18 protein-coding genes are annotated in these 18,403 nt (G+C 50.3%); 12 read left to right on the plus strand and 6 right to left on the minus strand.

Going from position 1 to position 18,403, the window contains the following annotated elements:
- Positions 1-58 precede the first annotated feature (58 nt).
- The 4 genes from Poly59_RS19025 to Poly59_RS19035 are packed head-to-tail and all read right to left on the minus strand — an operon-like array spanning position 59 to position 1,402.
- Positions 59-595: a JAB domain-containing protein gene (locus Poly59_RS19025; RefSeq protein WP_146535695.1), complete on the minus strand. Its 537-nt coding sequence runs from the start codon at positions 593-595 to the stop codon at positions 59-61.
- 30 nt (positions 596-625) lie between these two features.
- Positions 626-817 (minus strand): hypothetical protein, encoded by a 192-nt coding sequence (locus Poly59_RS29685; protein WP_186776388.1) that lies wholly within the window; start codon positions 815-817, stop codon positions 626-628.
- Positions 817-1,104, minus strand: a complete 288-nt coding sequence (locus tag Poly59_RS19030) for a hypothetical protein (protein ID WP_146535696.1) — start codon at positions 1,102-1,104, stop codon at positions 817-819. Before Poly59_RS19030 ends, Poly59_RS29685 begins: the two co-directional genes overlap by 1 nt.
- Before the next feature lie 7 nt (positions 1,105-1,111).
- Positions 1,112-1,402: a hypothetical protein gene (locus Poly59_RS19035; protein ID WP_146535697.1), complete on the minus strand. Its 291-nt coding sequence runs from the start codon at positions 1,400-1,402 to the stop codon at positions 1,112-1,114.
- A 279-nt stretch (positions 1,403-1,681) separates the two neighbouring features.
- Between Poly59_RS19035 and Poly59_RS19040 the strand changes: the two genes are divergently transcribed.
- From Poly59_RS19040 to Poly59_RS19050, 3 genes are read left to right on the plus strand one after another with little or no spacing between them, the layout of a single operon-like run.
- Positions 1,682-3,289, plus strand: coding sequence for a type I restriction-modification system subunit M (locus tag Poly59_RS19040; RefSeq protein ID WP_146535698.1), 1,608 nt, complete (start codon positions 1,682-1,684; stop codon positions 3,287-3,289).
- Positions 3,279-4,664, plus strand: a complete 1,386-nt coding sequence (locus Poly59_RS19045) for a restriction endonuclease subunit S (protein ID WP_146535699.1) — start codon at positions 3,279-3,281, stop codon at positions 4,662-4,664. The genes Poly59_RS19040 and Poly59_RS19045 overlap by 11 nt, the downstream gene beginning before the upstream one ends.
- Positions 4,661-7,837, plus strand: a complete 3,177-nt coding sequence (locus tag Poly59_RS19050; protein ID WP_146535700.1) for a type I restriction endonuclease subunit R — start codon at positions 4,661-4,663, stop codon at positions 7,835-7,837. Before Poly59_RS19045 ends, Poly59_RS19050 begins: the two co-directional genes overlap by 4 nt.
- Positions 7,838-7,953: 116 nt before the next feature.
- Here Poly59_RS19050 and Poly59_RS19055 read toward each other — a convergent pair whose 3' ends face one another.
- Positions 7,954-9,714, minus strand: a complete 1,761-nt coding sequence (locus Poly59_RS19055) for an ATP-dependent nuclease (protein ID WP_146535701.1) — start codon at positions 9,712-9,714, stop codon at positions 7,954-7,956.
- Between the two features lie 87 nt (positions 9,715-9,801).
- Complete coding sequence (locus Poly59_RS19060; protein ID WP_146535702.1) at positions 9,802-10,770, minus strand: tyrosine-type recombinase/integrase; 969 nt, start codon at positions 10,768-10,770, stop codon at positions 9,802-9,804.
- A 211-nt stretch (positions 10,771-10,981) separates the two neighbouring features.
- Here Poly59_RS19060 and Poly59_RS19065 point away from each other — a divergent pair, with 211 nt between their 5' ends.
- From Poly59_RS19065 to Poly59_RS29690, 9 genes are all read left to right on the plus strand, one after another.
- The gene (locus tag Poly59_RS19065; RefSeq protein WP_146535703.1) at positions 10,982-11,845 is read left to right on the plus strand and encodes an abortive infection family protein; all 864 of its coding nucleotides are present in this window, start codon (positions 10,982-10,984) and stop codon (positions 11,843-11,845) included.
- A 493-nt stretch (positions 11,846-12,338) separates the two neighbouring features.
- Complete coding sequence (locus Poly59_RS19070; RefSeq protein ID WP_146535704.1) at positions 12,339-13,376, plus strand: hypothetical protein; 1,038 nt, start codon at positions 12,339-12,341, stop codon at positions 13,374-13,376.
- Between the two features lie 411 nt (positions 13,377-13,787).
- Positions 13,788-13,910, plus strand: a complete 123-nt coding sequence (locus tag Poly59_RS30425; RefSeq protein WP_261343507.1) for a hypothetical protein — start codon at positions 13,788-13,790, stop codon at positions 13,908-13,910.
- 171 nt (positions 13,911-14,081) lie between these two features.
- A complete protein-coding gene (locus tag Poly59_RS19075) occupies positions 14,082-14,618 on the plus strand; it encodes a hypothetical protein (protein WP_146535705.1) in 537 nt (178 codons plus the stop codon).
- Between the two features lie 88 nt (positions 14,619-14,706).
- Positions 14,707-15,144, plus strand: a complete 438-nt coding sequence (locus Poly59_RS19080) for a hypothetical protein (RefSeq protein ID WP_146535706.1) — start codon at positions 14,707-14,709, stop codon at positions 15,142-15,144.
- A 151-nt stretch (positions 15,145-15,295) separates the two neighbouring features.
- Positions 15,296-15,673 (plus strand): hypothetical protein, encoded by a 378-nt coding sequence (locus Poly59_RS19085; protein ID WP_146535707.1) that lies wholly within the window; start codon positions 15,296-15,298, stop codon positions 15,671-15,673.
- Between the two features lie 103 nt (positions 15,674-15,776).
- Entirely contained in the window at positions 15,777-16,550 is a 774-nt protein-coding gene (locus tag Poly59_RS19090) for a hypothetical protein (RefSeq protein WP_146535708.1), read from the plus strand.
- 939 nt (positions 16,551-17,489) lie between these two features.
- Positions 17,490-17,777, plus strand: coding sequence for a hypothetical protein (locus tag Poly59_RS19095; RefSeq protein ID WP_146535709.1), 288 nt, complete (start codon positions 17,490-17,492; stop codon positions 17,775-17,777).
- 101 nt (positions 17,778-17,878) lie between these two features.
- Positions 17,879-18,025, plus strand: coding sequence for a hypothetical protein (locus Poly59_RS29690; protein ID WP_186776389.1), 147 nt, complete (start codon positions 17,879-17,881; stop codon positions 18,023-18,025).
- Positions 18,026-18,403: the final 378 nt, after the last annotated feature.

Here is an 18,403-nt window from a genome sequence, read left to right on the forward strand (position 1 = left end):
GCTTTCTGGGAGAAAATTGTGCGGCCACTCCTCAACAAGAGAGGCCTGGCAGCACGGGCTAATGCTCTCGAACCGAAAGAACATCACCGGTTCCATCTCCGTAAATGATGTGGTCGAGCACACTGATTCCCATTAATTTGCCAGTTTCTGTTAGGCGATCCGTGACTTGGATATCCTCTCGGCTTGGCTCAGTGTTTCCAGATGGATGATTGTGCGACACGATAACTGCGGACGAACCCTCAATAATGGCTGGCTTAAAGACTTCACGGGGGTGAACCAGCGAGGCATCGAGCGTGCCAACTGTGACCAAAACAACGCACTGCACACGATGCTTGGTGTCTAGGCAAGCAACGACAAAATGCTCTTGGTCGTTGGCTGGGTGCTTTTTCCAGTAGCGTTGAAAGAAGGCTTTGGCCTCCTCTGTACTGGTAATACAAGGCCGTTCTTTAAGGGAACTTTCAAAGACCAAGGAGACGCGTTTAATCGATGCGTATTGCGGGTCTTCAATCATCCTTGGAAATGTGGCTTCTCTTAGAAGCTCTGAGTTTCCTGCTTGGATGTTTTCCTGCTCAAAATCAAAAAAGCTCTGTTTCATCGTCCTCCAAACTGGAAAGAGTCTTGAGACTTAGAAAGTCTCAAGGCCATCGCCGCAACCGCCGCGACCGCACTGCATTCTTCGTTGCTGCAAGATGTACGCGGCTCGCATTTCAGCTTGCTTTTGCTCCTCAGCGGGGTCACTTTTAGGAGCCGTAGCAACTTCGAGTGACGTATCTGACTCAGGCGGTTTTTGTTTTGGGGCTGGCTCTGGAGTTGTCATTATGCAGCCTCTTTTTCAGTCTCATCAGCTGGGCTTGATTGCTCTTCAATCCAAGCGGAGGCTTCTTTGATGACTTCAATCACTTGAGCAGCATTTCGATCAAAGAAGTTACTCGAGTAGCCTTCTTTTCCACTTGATTGGCTCTTGTAAGAGCGAGATAGAGAGTATTCAAAATAGCAATAGCCGTTCATACTTTGACGCTTCCAAATGCTGGCAGCGATTGCACCGCGTCGAACGGTGTGAACTGGTTTTTGAGTCTTCTTGGATTCCTTCTTCTTTGTTTCCATGTGCCTCCTATGCTGCGTTGGCTTTGTTTATCTCTGCCATTTTCTTCGCCATCCAGCGGGTAGCGTCGTGTTCTTCACGAAAGCGAATCATCTGAACGATTACCTCGTTTAGCGACTCATCATTGTGGCTTGAGAATGTATCTGAATACTCCCACTCTTCACCGCGTTTGAAGCAACGAGCAAAGCGGTACGTCCAGAAATAGGAGCCGTCTTGCTTTTGCTGCGGGGTCAACTCGATTCCGACTGATTTGACCCAGATGCGGTGTTTGAGTCCTGAGTCAAGATTTGATTCTTCCATGATGTCTCCTTGGGGTGATTCACTCCAAGGATGTTGGCAGAACTGCTCACGCTACTCAAAAATCTCGCAGTGGTTTACTGAGATGGCGACTGATTCGGGTAGATCGAGACTGCGGGGAGCAAAAAACGTCGAGGAGCAAAGACTTGCACCGGTGGCGGAATGGCTTGATGCCTCATTCGTCGCTGCCCACGCTGCCCAATAGTTTGGTATTGCTTCTACGAGTAAACTGTTGCACGATCTTCGACTGAAACCCGAGTCCACTAGTTGAATTTGCATTGCATGGCCAAGAAAAAAGCGGCTTCCGAAAAGGCAGCGGCGAAGAAAAAGTCGACCACTCAAAAAAAAGCTCCCAAAGACGACAAGGGCTTTGAAGTATCCCTGTGGGATTCTGCCAACCGGCTTCGCGGCAGCGTGGAATCTTCCGAGTACAAGCACGTCGTCCTGAGCCTGATCTTCCTGAAATTCGTCTCGGACAAATTCGAAGAACGCAAAGCAGCGTTGATCGCTGAAGGCAAGCAGGACTACACCGACATGGTGGAGTTCTACACGATGCAGAATGTGTTCTATCTGCCCGAAACATCTCGGTGGAGCCACATTCAGCAGCACGCCAAACAGGACGACATCGCCATCAAAATCGACTCGGCGTTGGCTCAAGTCGAAAAGAGCAACGCGTCGCTCAAGGGAGCCTTGCCAGATAACTACTTCTCTAGGCTTGGTCTGGATGGCAGCAAGCTGTCGGCCTTGATTGACGCCATCAACAACATTGACACCGTTGCCGACAAAGAAGAAGACGTCGTTGGCCGCGTCTACGAATACTTTCTGGGCAAGTTCGCAGCATCCGAAGGGAAGCTTGGAGGCGAATTCTATACGCCCAAGTGCGTGGTGAATTTGATTGCTGAAATGATCGAGCCCTACAAAGGCAAAATTTACGACCCCTGCTGTGGTTCAGGCGGGATGTTTGTGCAGTCGCTTAAGTTTGTAAAATCGCATCACGGTAACACCAAGGACATCTCGGTGTACGGTCAGGAGTTTACGGCGACCACCTACAAGCTGGCCAAAATGAATCTTGCGGTGCGAGGACTGTCGGCCAATCTGGGTGACGTTCCGGCCGATTCGTTCTTTAAGGATCAGCATCCTGACTTAAAGGCCGACTACATCATGGCCAATCCGCCGTTTAACATGAAAGATTGGCGAGCGGCTGATGAGCTGACCAAAGACTCGCGTTGGGACGGCTACGAAACACCTCCGACGGGCAACGCCAACTATGCGTGGATTCTGCACATGGTGTCGAAGCTCTCGACCAATGGTGTGGCTGGTTTTGTGTTGGCCAACGGTTCGATGAGCACCAACACCACCGGAGAAGGTGCGATTCGTCAGAAGCTGGTCGAGAACGACATGGTCGATTGCATGATAGCGTTACCGGGTCAATTGTTTTACACGACTCAAATTCCCGTTTGCCTTTGGTTCCTGACCAAGTCTAAAAAAGTAGACAAGCAACGGGGCTACCGTAATCGTGAAGGCGAGACGTTGTTCATTGACGCACGCCAAATCGGTTCGATGATCAGCCGCACGCAAAAGGAACTGACCGACACCGACATCGCAGCCGTCGCCAAAACCTACCACGCTTGGCGCGGCGAGAAAAAAGATGGTGTGTATGAAGATCAGGCAGGTTACTGCAAATCGGCGACATTGGAGGACATCCGCAAACACGACTTCATGCTGACGCCCGGTCGTTACGTCGGCGCTGCAGCGTTGGAAGACGACGGTATCCCTTTTGAAACCAAGATGACGGAGATGAGCCAGACGCTTTACCAGCAGATGGACGAGTCGGCGAAGTTGGACAAAGTGATTCGCAAGAATCTGGAGGTCTTGGGTTATGGAAAGTGAACCAGCAACCGAATGTGTTTCGCTCATTGACTGCACTTCCGACGGCAAAATTTCGTACGGCATTGTTCAGCCTGGCAGCCATTTAGAAAATGGCGTCCCAATCGTTCGCGTGAACAATTTTGATAACGGGAAGCTTGATCTTTCGTCGCCAATTAAGGTGCAGCCTTCGATAGAAGCCAAACACAGCAGAACACGTTTGGTGGGCGGAGAGGTTCTTCTTTCCTTGGTCGGGTCGACCGGACAATCGGCGATCGCGGGGCCAGAACTAGCTGGTTGGAATGTTGCTCGCGCAGTCGCTGTGATTCGGCCATCAGCAGAGTACAGCGCTACTTGGATTCACATTTGTCTGCAGACTCCGGAAGTTATGCACTTTCTTGATTCACGTGCGAACACGACGGTTCAGAAGACTTTGAATTTAAAAGACGTTTGTGAAATCCCGATCCTTCGTATGCCAAAAGCAAGAAGGGACTTTATCGAAACTTGCTGGACTGCGGTCACTGACAAGATCGAGTTGAATCGTCGGACGAATGCGACGCTAGAAGGGATGGCTCAAGCCTTGTTTAAAAGTTGGTTTGTGGACTTTGATCCGGTGATCGACAATGCCCTTGCCGCTGGGAATCCGATCCCCGAAGAACTGGCCGACCGAGCCGAAGTCCGGCGTGCGGCACTTGCCGACGGAACCGCCAATCGCGAAGCCGCCAAACCCTTCCCAGCCGCCTTCCAACAAACCGACGAACTGGGTTGGATTCCTGAAGGTTGGGAAGCGACGCCGATTTCAAAACTCCTCAACACGATTTCGGAAACCTTTCCGCTGAAGTCTGTTGATGAAGTCGTCTTTCTCAACACTGGTGACATCCTCAACGGACGGTTTCTTCACGATGACCTTTCGTTAACGACTGGCCTTCCCGGACAAGCAAAGAAGTCGATCAGGAAGGGCGACATTCTTTACAGCGAGATCCGACCCAAAAACAGACGATTCGCATATGTATACTTCGATAGCCCGAATCACGTCGTCTCTACAAAGCTGATGGTTCTTCGGGCAATCGGCAATGTCAATTCGCTGTTCGCGTATTTGATTTTGAAGCAAGAACCAATCATTGAGCATTTACAGATGTTGGCCGAATCAAGATCCGGTACGTTTCCGCAAATCACATTTGACGTTCTGTCGAAGGTTCAGACAGCACTTCCAAAGGATCCAAAGATTGTTGAAGTGTTTACCGAAACGATCCTTGAACCAACGTATCAGAAGCAACTTCGAAACGACGCGTCATCGGACGAACTCACCAAGCTCCGCGATACCCTTCTTCCGAAACTTATCTCAGGCGAACTCCGAATCCCTGAAGCTGAAAAACTGGCGGAGGGAGCCTTGGCATGAAGTTCACCGAAGCGCAACTTGAAGCGGCTATTGTCGAGCTTCTTGGCGAGGTCGGCTATCCGCATGTGATTGGCGTGGCTATCAGCCGTCCGCCTGACGAAGTTCTGATTAAGGATGACTTGCGAGCGTTTTTGGCAGCGCGCTACGCATCGGACAACATAACACCAGGTGAAATTGAATCGATCATCCAGAAACTCACCTCGTACGCAGCTGCCGATCTGTACGAAAGCAACAAAGCGATCATGAAAATGGTCGCCGATGGCTTCTTGCTAAAGCGTGAAGACCGAAAGCAAAAAGATTTGTATGTGCAATTGATCGACTACGGTCGTTTGTCCGTAGGTGCCGAAAACGACCAGAACATCTTTAAGCTCGTCAATCAGCTAGAGATTTTTGGCAGCGAAAAACGCATCCCCGACGGCATTTTGTACATTAATGGCCTGCCGCTAGTGGTGTTTGAATTTAAGAGTGCTATCTCTGAAAACGCGACCATTCATGACGCGTTTAAGCAACTCACAGTGCGTTACCATCGCGACATTCCAGAGCTATTTAAATACAACGCTTTCTGCGTGATAAGCGACGGAGTCAACAACAAAGCTGGTTCGTTCTTCGCTCCGTACGAGTTCTTTTACTCGTGGCGAAAGACTGATGGCGGCGACCTTGTCGAAGTCGATGGCATTAATTCGCTACACAGCATGATTCAGGGCATGTTCCACACGAATCGCTTGCTGGATGTGATTCGTAACTTCATCTACCTACCAGACACTTCCCGTCGTGAGGAAAAAATTCTCTGCCGCTATCCGCAGTACTATGCCGCGAACAAGCTGTTTCAAAACATCTTGCAGCACATGCGGACAGAAGCGAACGGTGAACGTGGAGACGGAAAAGGCGGTACGTACTTTGGAGCGACTGGTTGTGGCAAAAGTTACACGATGCTGTTTCTAACACGCTTGCTGATGAAAAGTGTTGCTTTATCCAGCCCAACTATCGTTGTCATTACCGACCGCACCGATTTGGACGATCAGCTGTCGGCTCAGTTTACAAACGCAAAGTCATTTATTGGCGATCAGCTTGTAGTTAGCGTTGAAAGCCGGTCAGATTTGCGAGATCACTTAAAAGGGCGTAGCAGTGGCGGAGTATTTCTGACCACCATTCACAAATTCACCGAAGACGTAGAACTACTTACAGATCGCAGCAATGTGATTTGCATTTCAGACGAAGCGCATCGCAGCCAGGTGAATCTGGATCAGAAAGTCACCACTACCGATGAAGGCGTGAAACGTACATACGGCTTTGCCAAGTATCTGCACGATTCGCTGCCGAACGCGACGTATGTAGGCTTCACCGGTACGCCCATCGACGCGACGTTGGATGTGTTCGGACCAGTGATTGATTCGTACACGATGACTGAATCTGTTATCGACGAAATCACCGTGCCCATTGTTTACGAAGGTCGAGCCGCCAGAGTGTTGCTGGATAATAGCAAGCTAAAGGAGATTGAAGAGTATTACGCTCAATGTGCCGACGACGGAGCAACCACCTACGCGATTGATGCCAGTAAGAAGGCCAACTTGCAGATGAATTCTATTTTAGGCGATCCCGATCGCTTGAAATCGCTGGCTGCTGACTTTGTGGAACACTATGAAGCTCGCATCGAGGAACGTGCAACCGTTGCGGGTAAGGCAATGTTTGTTAGCAGCAATCGCCAAATTGCCTACGAGTTCTACAAAGAAGTGATCGCTTTGCGGCCAGAGTGGGCAAAAGTGAAGGTATGTGCCGACGGTGTGGAGCTGAGCGAGAAAGAGAAAAAAGAAGTTCTGCCGATGCCGCAAATTCACTTGGTGATGACTCGCGGCAAGGACGACGAAAAGGCTCTGTACGAGATGCTGGGCACTAAGGAGTATCGCAAGAAGCTCGACGGCGAGTTTAAGAATCGCAAGTCGAACTTCAAGATTGCCATCGTTGTGGACATGTGGCTGACTGGCTTTGATGTGCCCGAACTAGACACCCTCTACATCGACAAGCCTGTTAAACGCCACAACTTAATACAAACGATTTCTAGAGTGAATCGCACCTTTGAGAAGAAAGAAAAAGGCCTGGTTGTCGACTACATCGGCATTAAAAAGCAGATGAATCTGGCCTTGGCTCATTACAGCAAAGGCGACCAGGATAACTTTGAAGACGTGGCGGCCTCGGTGGTCGTGGTGAAGGATCACCTCGATTTGTTAAAGGCGGTCTTTCATAAGTTCAATTCAAAGCCGTACTTTAGCGGCCAGCCGATGGAGCAACTTCACTGCCTGAACATGGCAGCGGAATTCGTGCAGGTGACGGAAGCCCTGGAACAACGCTTCATGAACCTGACCAAACGCATGAAAGCGGCCTACGATATTTGTGTCGGCAGCGACGGCTTTACTCAAAGCGAACGCGACCATGTGCATTTCTACTTTGCCATCCGCAGTATCGTGTTCAAACTGACCAAAGGCGATGCTCCTGATACGGCTCAGATGAACGCCAAAGTCCAACAGATGCTGGCAGATGCTTTGGCAAGTGACGGCGTAGAAGAAGTTTTCAAGATGGGTCAGGGCGATACTTCTGAGGTTGATTTGTTCGATCCCGATTACCTGGCAAAGATCGACAAGATTAAACTTCCCAACACGAAGATTAAATTGCTTCAGCAGTTGCTGACCAAAGCAATTGATTCGTTTAAGAAAGTAAACAAGATACAGGGAGTGGAATTTTCCAAACAGTTTGCGGCTCTAGTGGAAAAGTACAACGACCGCAGCGAACACGATGTGCTTCAAAGCACTGTGCTGGAAGACTTCACCGACGAGATCATCGACCTGTACCATGCGATGCGAAAAGAGCGAGATTCGTTTGAAGAACTCGGTATCGACTTCGAAGAAAAAGCCTTCTACGACATCCTGAAAGCTCTGACCGTCAAGTACGACTTTGAATACCCAGAGGATAAGCTGCTGGCTCTAGCAACGAAAGTGAAAGTCATCGTTGACGACAAGGCCAGGTACACCGACTGGAGCCAACGCGACGACATCAAGGCTGAACTGAAGGTCGACCTGATAATCCTGCTAGCGGAGAACGGTTACCCGCCGATTGACCGTGATGAGGTCTACAAGGAGATTTTCGAGCAGGCCGAAAATTTCAAGAAGTATCAGGGCTGACTACGAGACGTTTGTGCAAAGCCGCTCAGGAACGGCATATTGGCTCTTTGAAAATACCGGTCTCACACTTCAGGTTGGGCTAAGGTAGATGATTTTGCAGGTTATCTAATTGCCAACTAACTATCTGCATCGTCGGGGAAGAGTCTCAAAAAGAATTCGTCAAAGAACACTTTGACTGACTGGCGTTTCCCAGCCTCCCGTGCGGCATAAAAGAGAAACACTTCCTTTGATATGCCAGTGCTGTGCAGTGCCTTCGAATGCAGCGCTTTTAATACACGTTTTCCGCTAAACTGTTCACGGCGTCGATTCTCTATTTTTATTGCATGGACATTCTGCTGAGCTTCTTCTATCCACGATTTGACCTGTTCTGGTGTTACTTTCGCTACAAGTTGTTGGCAAAACTCTTGGATTTGAGTGACAAGTTCAGTTGCAGGTCTTTGTGGCTGGAATTTGCGATAACCTACCTGCTGAATTACCGTCCGTTCAATTTCTTCTTCAAACTGGTCGTCTAGGATTTTGTCAATCACGGCTTCGACCTGAGCAATTGTTGAAAGATCTGTCTTGTGGCGCACACTCTCGATTGCGGTATATATTACGTGGGGATCGACTAAAAAATTTTCAATCATCGAGACCGGAAGGGAGTAGCAATTTGCTTTAGTCGTACCGCTTCCAGTATCACGGTCGACAAGTGCCATGACAGGAATAGCCACTGAAAATTCACCTAACATTGTCTCGATTCGCTGTCGCAGCTCCATGACTTGTCCCTTGCTACCGCCTGGAACGACTGTCACTCTATCAAAACGCGAATCGAGATTCCGATAAAGCTGTTTATCGGAGACGACTTTTGTGTCACCGTCCAGGCCGACGCCCTCCACGACAACGACGGGTTGCATGGACGTAAGGTTTACGGGGGAACCAAACAGGTCTCGAATCGTCTGTAGACGCTCCTCGTCGGTTGCAAGCTGTGTAAGCTGATTTTCCGTCTCCGATGTATGCTCCGCTGGCCGGAGCAGATATAGCTCTTCAAAAGTCGCGTTCTCTATAATTGCCGTTGATTGAGTGGTCAGGATTACTTGCGAGTCGCTCAGCAGTGAAAGAGTGCGAAGGTAGTCTAATACCTTAACCTGCAGGGCGGGGTGGAGATGGAGTTCTGGCTCGTCAATCAAGATACACCAAGGATTTCTAGAAACAGCTGCTGCAGTGGCGGTTTCACCACGAGCGTATTGTTCTAGAAGAGCCTTTATTTGGTGCTCGATTAGTGGATAAAACAGTTGGACAACGCTCTTTTCGCCTGAACTGAGTTCGTCCAAGTCGACCAGTGTATCGAGTCCGTGAGCTAAAAAGTTGCAACGGATATTTGTCTTGATCTTTGAGTCCACTCCCTGGAATTTCAGATGGGGGAGCAGAAACTTTAGGAGGTCGTGAAATGGTTTCCAAGGGTCCTGTAGACCAGGAGGAATCTCACCTTTAAGGTCGTATAACTCCTTGAGTGCATCAGCCCGTTCCACTTCAATTTTACAAAGTCCATATTTCACAAAGCTTGTTGATTCGTCTTGGTCCCATGGCGTACGCGCGGTAGCCTGAATCGTTATGCCTTCATACTGAACTAGGTTATCTAGCGAGAATAGTTCTTCCATTGAGGACACTTCGTTGCTCGGATACATATATCGCATCTGAACATTCTGTCGTCTTGATACGCGATGAGGACCAACATATAGAGGTTTCGGGTTTGCTTGTTTTCGAATGGCATCGAGAAGTGTGGATTTTCCAGCACCGTTAGGTCCAGCAACAACCATCAAAGATGGCACGGAATCACAAAAGGCTAGTCGAACGCCACGCTGCCGCTCTACTCTAAAGTTTTCAATTCTTTTTGCCATGAATTACCTTTTCACTTCGTTAGATGGCGGCCAGAAAGTCTGGTCATTGCTCCGTTGTTTACCCCAGTTCCTTGACATTTCAAAGGACTAAAACGAAATCCGTTCCACGAGGTTTCTGGTCGCCTTGCGGTTTGTGCGGTCGTAGAGCTTTGTGGTGCGTGCATCTGCGTGCCCTGCAAGCTCCTGCACATCTTCAACGGGCACCCCTTGAGCAATCAAGTCGGTGATGGTGGCAACTCTAAATGAGTGAGCAGAAAGCTCGGTTCGGATACCAGTCTGGCGAAGCTTGCGTTTTACCATGCGGCCAACGTCGTTCGCTTCCATGGCCGTAGCCTGCAAGCGTTCTTCTCGCCTAACAAGGGGCCTAAAGAGCGGTGCGTCCCTGTGGGCGGTTTTCAGGCTCGCTCGCTCAATGTACTCGTTTATCCAGGCCTCTAGGTCGTGCCTGACTTCAACGCCTTGGTGATTGCCGCCCTTTTCGTGAAAGCGAAGCGACATTTTGCCAGGCTGCCCCTGAAAGTCGCCCCGACGGAGGTTTGCCACTGCACCAACGCGGCAAGCGGTGTAAACAAGAATTCCAATCGCTGCACGGTCTCGCACCTGGCTCAGTTTGGTGCCGGTAAGTGTGGCGAGCAATTGCCGAACTTCATTCTTGGCAATCTCTGGTGTAACGCCTTGCTTTATTCTGTGCTTTTCTGTTTTCGCTGATGCTGCCGGGTTAATCAAACAAACGTGCCGTTCAACGAGCAGGTCAAAAAACCGCTTGATGGCAGAACGATGCTGCTTTTTCGTGCTCGGTGCCCCGGCGTGCTGACGTAGATACACGCCAACGTCGCCAGGTCGAATCTGAGCAAGCTCAAGACCCTGAAGGTCTGCCCACTCAAGAAATTGGCCAACCGCGTGGCCGTAGGCTCGCTGGGTGTGGTTGTTGGCAAGCTCGCCGTAGAAAAAATCCCGAAAAGCGGTCGCTGCCGGACGGCCCGCAGCTGCAATCAAGCTTGGCAGCTCCGTTGCCTGGAGTTCTCTCGAGCCTAAAACCGTCAATTCCATTGCCATCGCGTACCGTCCTGTTTTAATGCCTGATAACTCCCTTTATCATGCACTAACCGGGGGGATCTGAAAAGACGGGAAACAGCACGCGTGGGAAATGGACGCCCCCTCGAAAGTACGCTACAGAAAACATAGAGCGACGAGAGCGAACGCGATGGGTGTTTTGCCGCTCTAGTTATTTCAACATTCAAACGTCAGCTAACGACGAAGGGGAAAGATGCGGAACGGTGACAAGCTCAGCGAACGAGCGATCAACGCAATCGAACTTGTGGTTTCAGGCAACCCAACTGCGACGGGCGACGTTCTTGCCCCGTATCGGTCTGGCCCGAAGCTGATTGACTTCTTCGTCGATTTTGGATGCAACGATTCCTACGGAGCAGGCTTCCCGTCGCGACACGTCTACGCCAAGGATTCGCTTCGGTCTCTCGACAAAGACACGCAGTGGAAGGCGGTCGAGGCGGCGGTGGACCCTGCCCATTTTCTTGAATTCGACGGTGGCGTTGAGCCAGCGGTGGAGTACATCAACAAGTACCTGGCATTTGACGGCCTGCGGCTGGTTTTGTCTCGCAATCGTTACCGGATGGCTCGTGCTGATGATTCCCTTGTTGAAGTTGAAGATATCACCCTTGCCGTCGACCCTCTGGCTCAAGAGTTTGTCGAAGAGCAACTTTACAAATGCCGAGTCAAGATCCGCGACGAGGATTACGACGGTGCCATCACCAACGCAAGATCCTTGCTGGAGGCGGTATTGTCTGAGATCCAGGTTCGGCTAATCGCCGAACCTCAGAAAGCAGATGGTGACCTCGGAAAGCTGTTCAAGCGAGTTCAAAAAGCGTTGAACCTTGAACCGAGCCGTCCAGACGTTGCCGATTCACTGAGGCAAGTTCTCTCTGGTCTGTCCAGCATCGTTAACGGTATTGCACCAATCAGGAACCGGATGAGCGACGCTCACGCACGCTCGTTTAAGCCAACTCGCCATCATGCAAAACTAGCGGTGAACGCGTCCCACACTGCCGTCGATTTCCTCGTGGAAACGTACAGCTACCAGGTGACAAACGGAGCCGTTCATCCTCTGAGCTAGCTCAATTGCAGTCAGGTCGTTTTCCGTTTCCCTTCATCCCGATGGCCTTCGCAGAAACCAGGCCGTCGGGATGAAGGGGAGCGGAAATAAGACGGCCACACCTTCGTTTTTCTATTTTAGCTGATTCCTCGCTTGGCCTTCCCGGCGGCTGGATGCCGCGAAAAAAGACGCTCGCCGCTAGGCGTTCATTCAATCCGACGCTGAAGCGAATGCTCGTGACCATCGACATCTAGCTCGTAGCCCCATTTCCGGCACCCATCCTTTGCCCCCATACGGATTGCGAAGCGAGGTCGCTTTTTAAATAACCGAAATTTCAGGCAACGCCCTGCCTATCTCCGTTTTGCGGCTGTCGATTAAACTGATCCGACACTCCTGCTCGAAATCCTTGGAAAGCCTGCTCACGCGACAATTTTGCAGTGCCCAGCAACGACCAAATCACTCGTTTAAACTTGAAAAGCAAGAAGTAGCAGTGAGACAACGACAGGGATAATCAGTGACTGATCCGTACAAAAAATTGCAGCAAGACGAGCACAAGAGTGTCCCTGAGGCAGATACTCCGGACCTTGCGCCACCGCTTGATAATGTTACTCGCCCTGCTGAAACTCCGACGTTACCAGATGACGGAGGAATCGGATGGTCGATCGGAGGTGCAAGGCAACACAGGCTTTCGATCACATTCCGATTGCGTTTTCATTTGGACAAAGACTCTGCGACGATTCCAAGCTTCAGTGCGTCGGATAATCAAAATGATGCCTTGTACCCGACAGTTTCAAATATCTTGGGAACTGCCGTAGATAGGCTGGTCTCACGATTAGTTGCTGATGAGCTGGATTTTCTTCGAGCGAGCGAGTTCGATATTTTGGTGGCCGCTGGCACCATCGTCAAAGACCTAGAGACTGCTTTACCGAGATGCCTTAGGTTGCTCGTTAGTCACAGAGAGTGCCGTGGACTGATAGTTGGATCAAGTCAGCAAGGACTGTACACAGATCATGAAACTGGTGACGAGGAACACCAGGAGAAGGCAGGGGGCGGCGGGCATTTGCTTAGCGATAACGGTCATGGCATCCTTCAACGTAAGTTGCCAAAAGAACCGCCAAAAGGACAAGTGGGTGAGCGTCGCTTAGATAAAATTAGGGAAGTGAAGCGGAGCTTTGCTGAGCTTTCATTCTCCGAACGCGATGATGTGGAGCAGGAGGCTGTTATAAACCTCGCTGCTGAGTCGCTATCTTTGATTCCGGTTGATCGCATTCCCCAAATTTTTGAACGAGTCGACTTACCTGAACCAAAGCGGAGGGTGATTCATGATGCTACCGCTCAAGGTGAAACTCCCCCCGTTCCGTTGGAACGGATGACTGGAAAGGAGTTAGTTGATGCACTCCTTTCCGAGCCGTTTGGCATGACCTTGCGAGATATTGGTAGCGAGATTGGCAAGCACCATTCAATCCCTGGAGACATTTCTAGCGGGAAGACTAAACAGCCCAGGGAACCTGTAATGCAGGCCCTTCGGGAACTTTTTCGGCGAAAATCGTAGAAAAGCCCTTGTCGGATTTAATCCGACACCCTATGCTTCAGTGGTGCAAGGGCGAATCGCTCGCTCTTGTCCACGAAACTGAGCAGCTTTCCACTGGCAGGAGCCACGGAAAGGGAGGGGTCTCACTCCCTCCAGCTCTGGGCCGATAGTTGAGTCAAGCCCTCGTGATTTCCAAGTCGCAGCAAAAGCTGCGCTGGGAGTCACGAGGGTTTTTTCGTGTCAACACCGAAGTGGAGCCGACCTCGAAATTCCGATTCTGGGTGCAATTCAAAACAATCAACCGAATCGCAATGAGATCGCGGCTTCTTCCGAAGTGAACCTTTCAGTATACGAATTCCGTTCCTCTAACACCGACTCACATTCTGGGCGACAGCGTTGTCGCCATAACTTTCGTTCCTATGGAGAAGAGAAATGTCCAAGAGTGAATCAGAAAAAGCAGCTGAGAAAGCTGAGCAAGATCGCCAGTACGCGATGCAGCAAACTGCGAGGGAGCAGAAGACGCCACCACCGCCTCCACCACCGCAGCAATCCTAGCAACCGGCCTCATAGCTGGTGCGGAAAGGCAGGCCGTTTAGGGCCGCCAAATTATCGGGCAGGGTGCTCACTGAGCACCCTGCCCATGGAGACAACAAACAGAAAACGAGATCGTTCGCTGAGTAATAAGCTTCTTCATCTTCACATCCAGTCTTTTCAAGGCCCAAACGCATGTCCGTTTCAATTGACCGCAAATCCATTCGCAATGTCGAGCTGACCATTCAAATGCGAAAAGTCGACGAACTGCTACGCGAAGTTTTTACAGACCATGAGCAGCTTCCCGCAAAGCTTTGGTTTCGAAAGCAACTTGGCAAATACCCACCTGAAGAGGTGAACCAATTGCTCACTGAAATCAGTGACATGGAAAAGCCCACGTACACCGAACTATGGATCGCTGCTCTTACGATGCTGCCGGGATTTTTGCCCGTTCCAGTGTGCACAAGTGAACCCTCGGCAAGTGGGTGCTCGATGTCTATCGAGTCAATGTCAGTGAGTGAACTTCAGGAACTCCATCGAGAGTGTGAAGAGTCAATCGAAGCAATCAGCAGCGAAGTGATCGACCTGCAATCCGATCGCGACGACTTGCAGTTAGAAATCGATGAACTCAACGAAACGCTGGAGCCGCTTGAAGATTCACTTGACGAGCAGCAGGAGCTTTTCGACTCGATTGAATGCGAACTCGAGGGCCGAGGCGATCAGGTTCTGTAGTGAAAGCAACAACTAGAGCGTAAGGGCAGCGTGCCGATTTCGGCACGCTGCCCAGAACGAAAATTTTTCATGAAACCGAAAGATACTAATGCAAGTTTCTAGAAACAAAAGCCTGGGTAAAACCCGTTGTGGCGACGAAGTCACGGCGACTATCCAGGTGTCGGGTGTAGTCGAAAGCAGCACATCCAAGAATGGCACTCAGGTAGTGCGACTGACCTCGCTTCAAATGAGCAACCCCTATTCGTTGACGAGTGATGGACGTGACGTTGTGGTCCCTGGGAAAATCACTCTGGAAAGTCAAGGCGATGACTTCGTTTTAGAACTCTGCGGAGGGAAAAATCAACGAGTCGTCTGCAATGGACTATCGGACAGCGAACGGAAGTCGATCGCTGCCGCCCCAACCGAGTTGCTTGCATCAACACTCGCCACGAAATCAGATGCTCAACGAGCGACATTGGCAAGCTCGCTTCTGTCGTCGTTGACTGTCGAAGAGCGGAAGAAGCTGTTATCGGAGCTTCGACCATGAAGAAGTTTTTAAGTTCGATGGTTTCTATTTCACGTTTACCTTTTGATTGTTGGCTTCGCTGCGACTTCGTTTGAAGTGGCAGGGGAATCGAAATCAACGAGCAGGCTGCAACCCCAACGTTTATGCAGCTGCTCCGAAAAAGGAAAAGCATATGTCATTACTTCAAAGTAACGGACAAACAGCAAAACGTAAGAATGCACCGGACGAGACGGTATGTGTTGAAGAGGGAGAAGATGTTCTAGTTGATCTTTGGGTCTCCGAGAAAGGTCTCTCTTGGTCTCTGTCGAGACTAAATAGCAAAGACCCACATGGTCGCGGCTATCGAACTTTGCGACCTATTGACGTGCGTGCAGCAGTCTCTGGACTAGAGCTACTTAGCCGCGTCTTTAGTAATACCGAAAAAGTGGACGCCGACATCCGCACTTATTGCGAACGCTTGAGTGGCGAGTTGGCAACCGTTCTTTCTCGAATGGGGCGTATGGAAGTTGGTAAGGGTTCGGTGAAAACCAGCTTATTAGCAACCGCCTAGGAACTTCGAACTTGGCTATCGCCGACCCGAAAGGGTTGGCGGTAGCCTCTTTAATTCAAATTATCAACAGTTGATTCGCAAGTATTTTCCAAAGAGCAAAGCGATGTCCAAAGTGCATGACATTGAAGCAATCCTCTGGTACGCCTACCGGCAAGGCTTGATTTTGCCCGCAATTGTGTCGCACCTTCTAAACGATGGCAAAGCCGTTGACAGCAAGCTGCGCGACTTGGAAGGTAAACAAGCGATTCGCCAATGGAATCGAGAAATCCAAAGCCGCTACAGCTACGGATTGATCGACACTGCTGGTTGCAATCGACTTGGCGTCCAGGCATCGAAAGCAACGCAACTTACGCCAACTCGTTTAGACCAACGCATCGGCCTGGCCTGGTTCTGTGCAATGGAGGCGTATCACCGGCAAGTGCTGCTTGCATCCGAGCTAAGAAGTTGCTTTGGAACTTCAGCGAACAACAAACATCGACACGTTCTCTCAAACGAGTTTGGATGCCCGGTCGTGCTTCGTGTGTATCACGCCGGTAGCACTCAACGTGCCGCTCGTGATCACGTGACATCGTTTTTGAGCGAGCATCGAAGAAAGGACGGCATTGCAACGGAACTCGATAATGGGCGCTACGGACTCGCCGTGCTTGGGTCGAACAAGGTGCGAGTGGCCGAGCTTCGCGAGGAATTCGAACAAGTCGGTTTTAGCGGTCAGCTACGCATCGTGGTTGGGCTGGGACCAACCGCCGAGACTTATTCGGACGCACTCGCAGAGTCACGGGTGGGGGCAACACGGATGGGGGCCGGAAATGGGGCCTGCCAGACCGCCGTAAACGCCATGCCTGCCAACGAGTTACGTAGCGTCTCGGAGGTCGGGTGAGATGGTGACCGACCCACGAACAGAAATCGCCAGATTGCTGTGCCGCCAGGTTCGCGTGCTATCTGTCGATCAGATTGCTCGGGAGTACTTTTGCGAGTGTCTTGATTCAAAAACGCAAGCGCTCGAAGCAGTACGAAGGCTTGAATCTCTCGGCTACGTAAGCTCTCGGAAGATATCCGTTAGGCAGCTCGGTCTACACCAAGCCCCACTTTTCCAGTGGAGTCCAGGGCAAAGCGAAATGCCAGACTTCGCAAAAATTGCAGCTGCGAATAGAAAACGGTGGCGAGGAGACCTAGCTTGCACTTCCGTGATCTCTGCGACACCCAAGGCTCACAAACGCTTTGGAGGAACTCCAAGACGTGTTCGATTGCAAGAAGTCGAGCATGACTTGCGAGTTGCAGACCTTTGGTTCTCACTTTCGGCTGTGCAGCAACTCGACTGGAAGACCGAAGATTCCTTGGCAAAGAATGCCTTCGGAAACCGACGGCCTGATGCCGTTTTGGAGCAAGGCATAACCAAGGTCATCGAGGTCGCAGGACGATCTTATTCATCCACCAAACTTGAAGCGATTTTCAACCACTTTAACCATCTGCCATTGGAGTTTGCGTAATGAAGACTTTCGAAATAACGGGCTCGTATGTTGCTGAGCCATTAATGCTGACGTGGGCTGAGGACTCGACTAAGTACAAGGTCGGAACGATGCTCCTTTTGTGTGCCGACGGCGGCGTGCGTATCGGTGACAGACACTTTGCGATCGATAGACCCATTGAGGTCAATATCGAGAGAACCGACTTTCGCTTTACTCGCAAGACGGACTCAAGGGTCCTGTCTTTTGAAAACGGTGTGAACAAACGTTTGTTCGTTTACAAGTACATTTCCAAACAACGCTTCGCTTGGGTCGAACTCATCGCGTCACTTTAAATCAACTACGGGAAAACCATGAAAACAACGTTAGAGATACTTTGGCGTGGCACAAAGTTTGTTTTGTACTACGCAAGCGTAGTCTTGTTTTGGTGCCTATTGCTGGTGCCACCACTATGGCCGGTGTTTCTGTTTCTGTTTCTGCTCCTGCTAGTGCTCGACTGGATATCAGAGCAGCGTGAAGAGATTCGTTTGAGTAAAGACTCAGTTGAAAAAGAAGGTCTGCAATCGGCGAACATTGATTACACGCTTGTCGATATTGAGATCGAAAATTGGCAGCTTCGTCAGAACCGACTGAACAGCTAGCGTTGCTTTATCGCTTTATGGATGGATGAAAGCTTGGTCTTGTTCACAGTTCGGTGAGCGAGGCCTGAAGTTTGAGTCCATCTAATTAATGGAGTGGATGGATGTTAATGGATGCTAACAAGGAAGAGACTGTGGGCGCGTATTTGTTTCGTTTGGTGGATTTGTCGGTCAACTGGGTTCTTCGAACCATGATTCTGTTGCTTCTCGGTGCTGCACTAGAACGAATTCGATACTCGCTTGCAGGTTAAACAGAAGTCGTCCTTGGATTCCTATCCTCGGACGGCTTCCTTCCCTGCTTAGTCTCGATGCCAACGCTCATGTATGTCTAGCAAGAGCCAAGCGATACCGCTTGCAATAAGAAGGTGGTGTACTTCAAGCGGGATTTCCATTTCGTCAATGAAGTACCAAAACACGCGAATCAGGGCATACCATTTTAAGAGAAATGGAAGCCAACCAATCTCACTTGGAAACGGACCCACTATCCAATTGACCGCCCAAGGCGGGAGAACAAGCTCCCATCGTTCGCGTGCAGACATTTTTTCAAATAGGTCAGGCTCATTCATAGAAGCCTGCGATCTTATCACACCTTTGTCGCAACATTCCATAACTTTCTTTGAACTGAAAAA

The sequence above is a fragment of the Rubripirellula reticaptiva genome (assembly GCF_007860175.1).
Lineage (GTDB): Bacteria > Planctomycetota > Planctomycetia > Pirellulales > Pirellulaceae > Rubripirellula > Rubripirellula reticaptiva.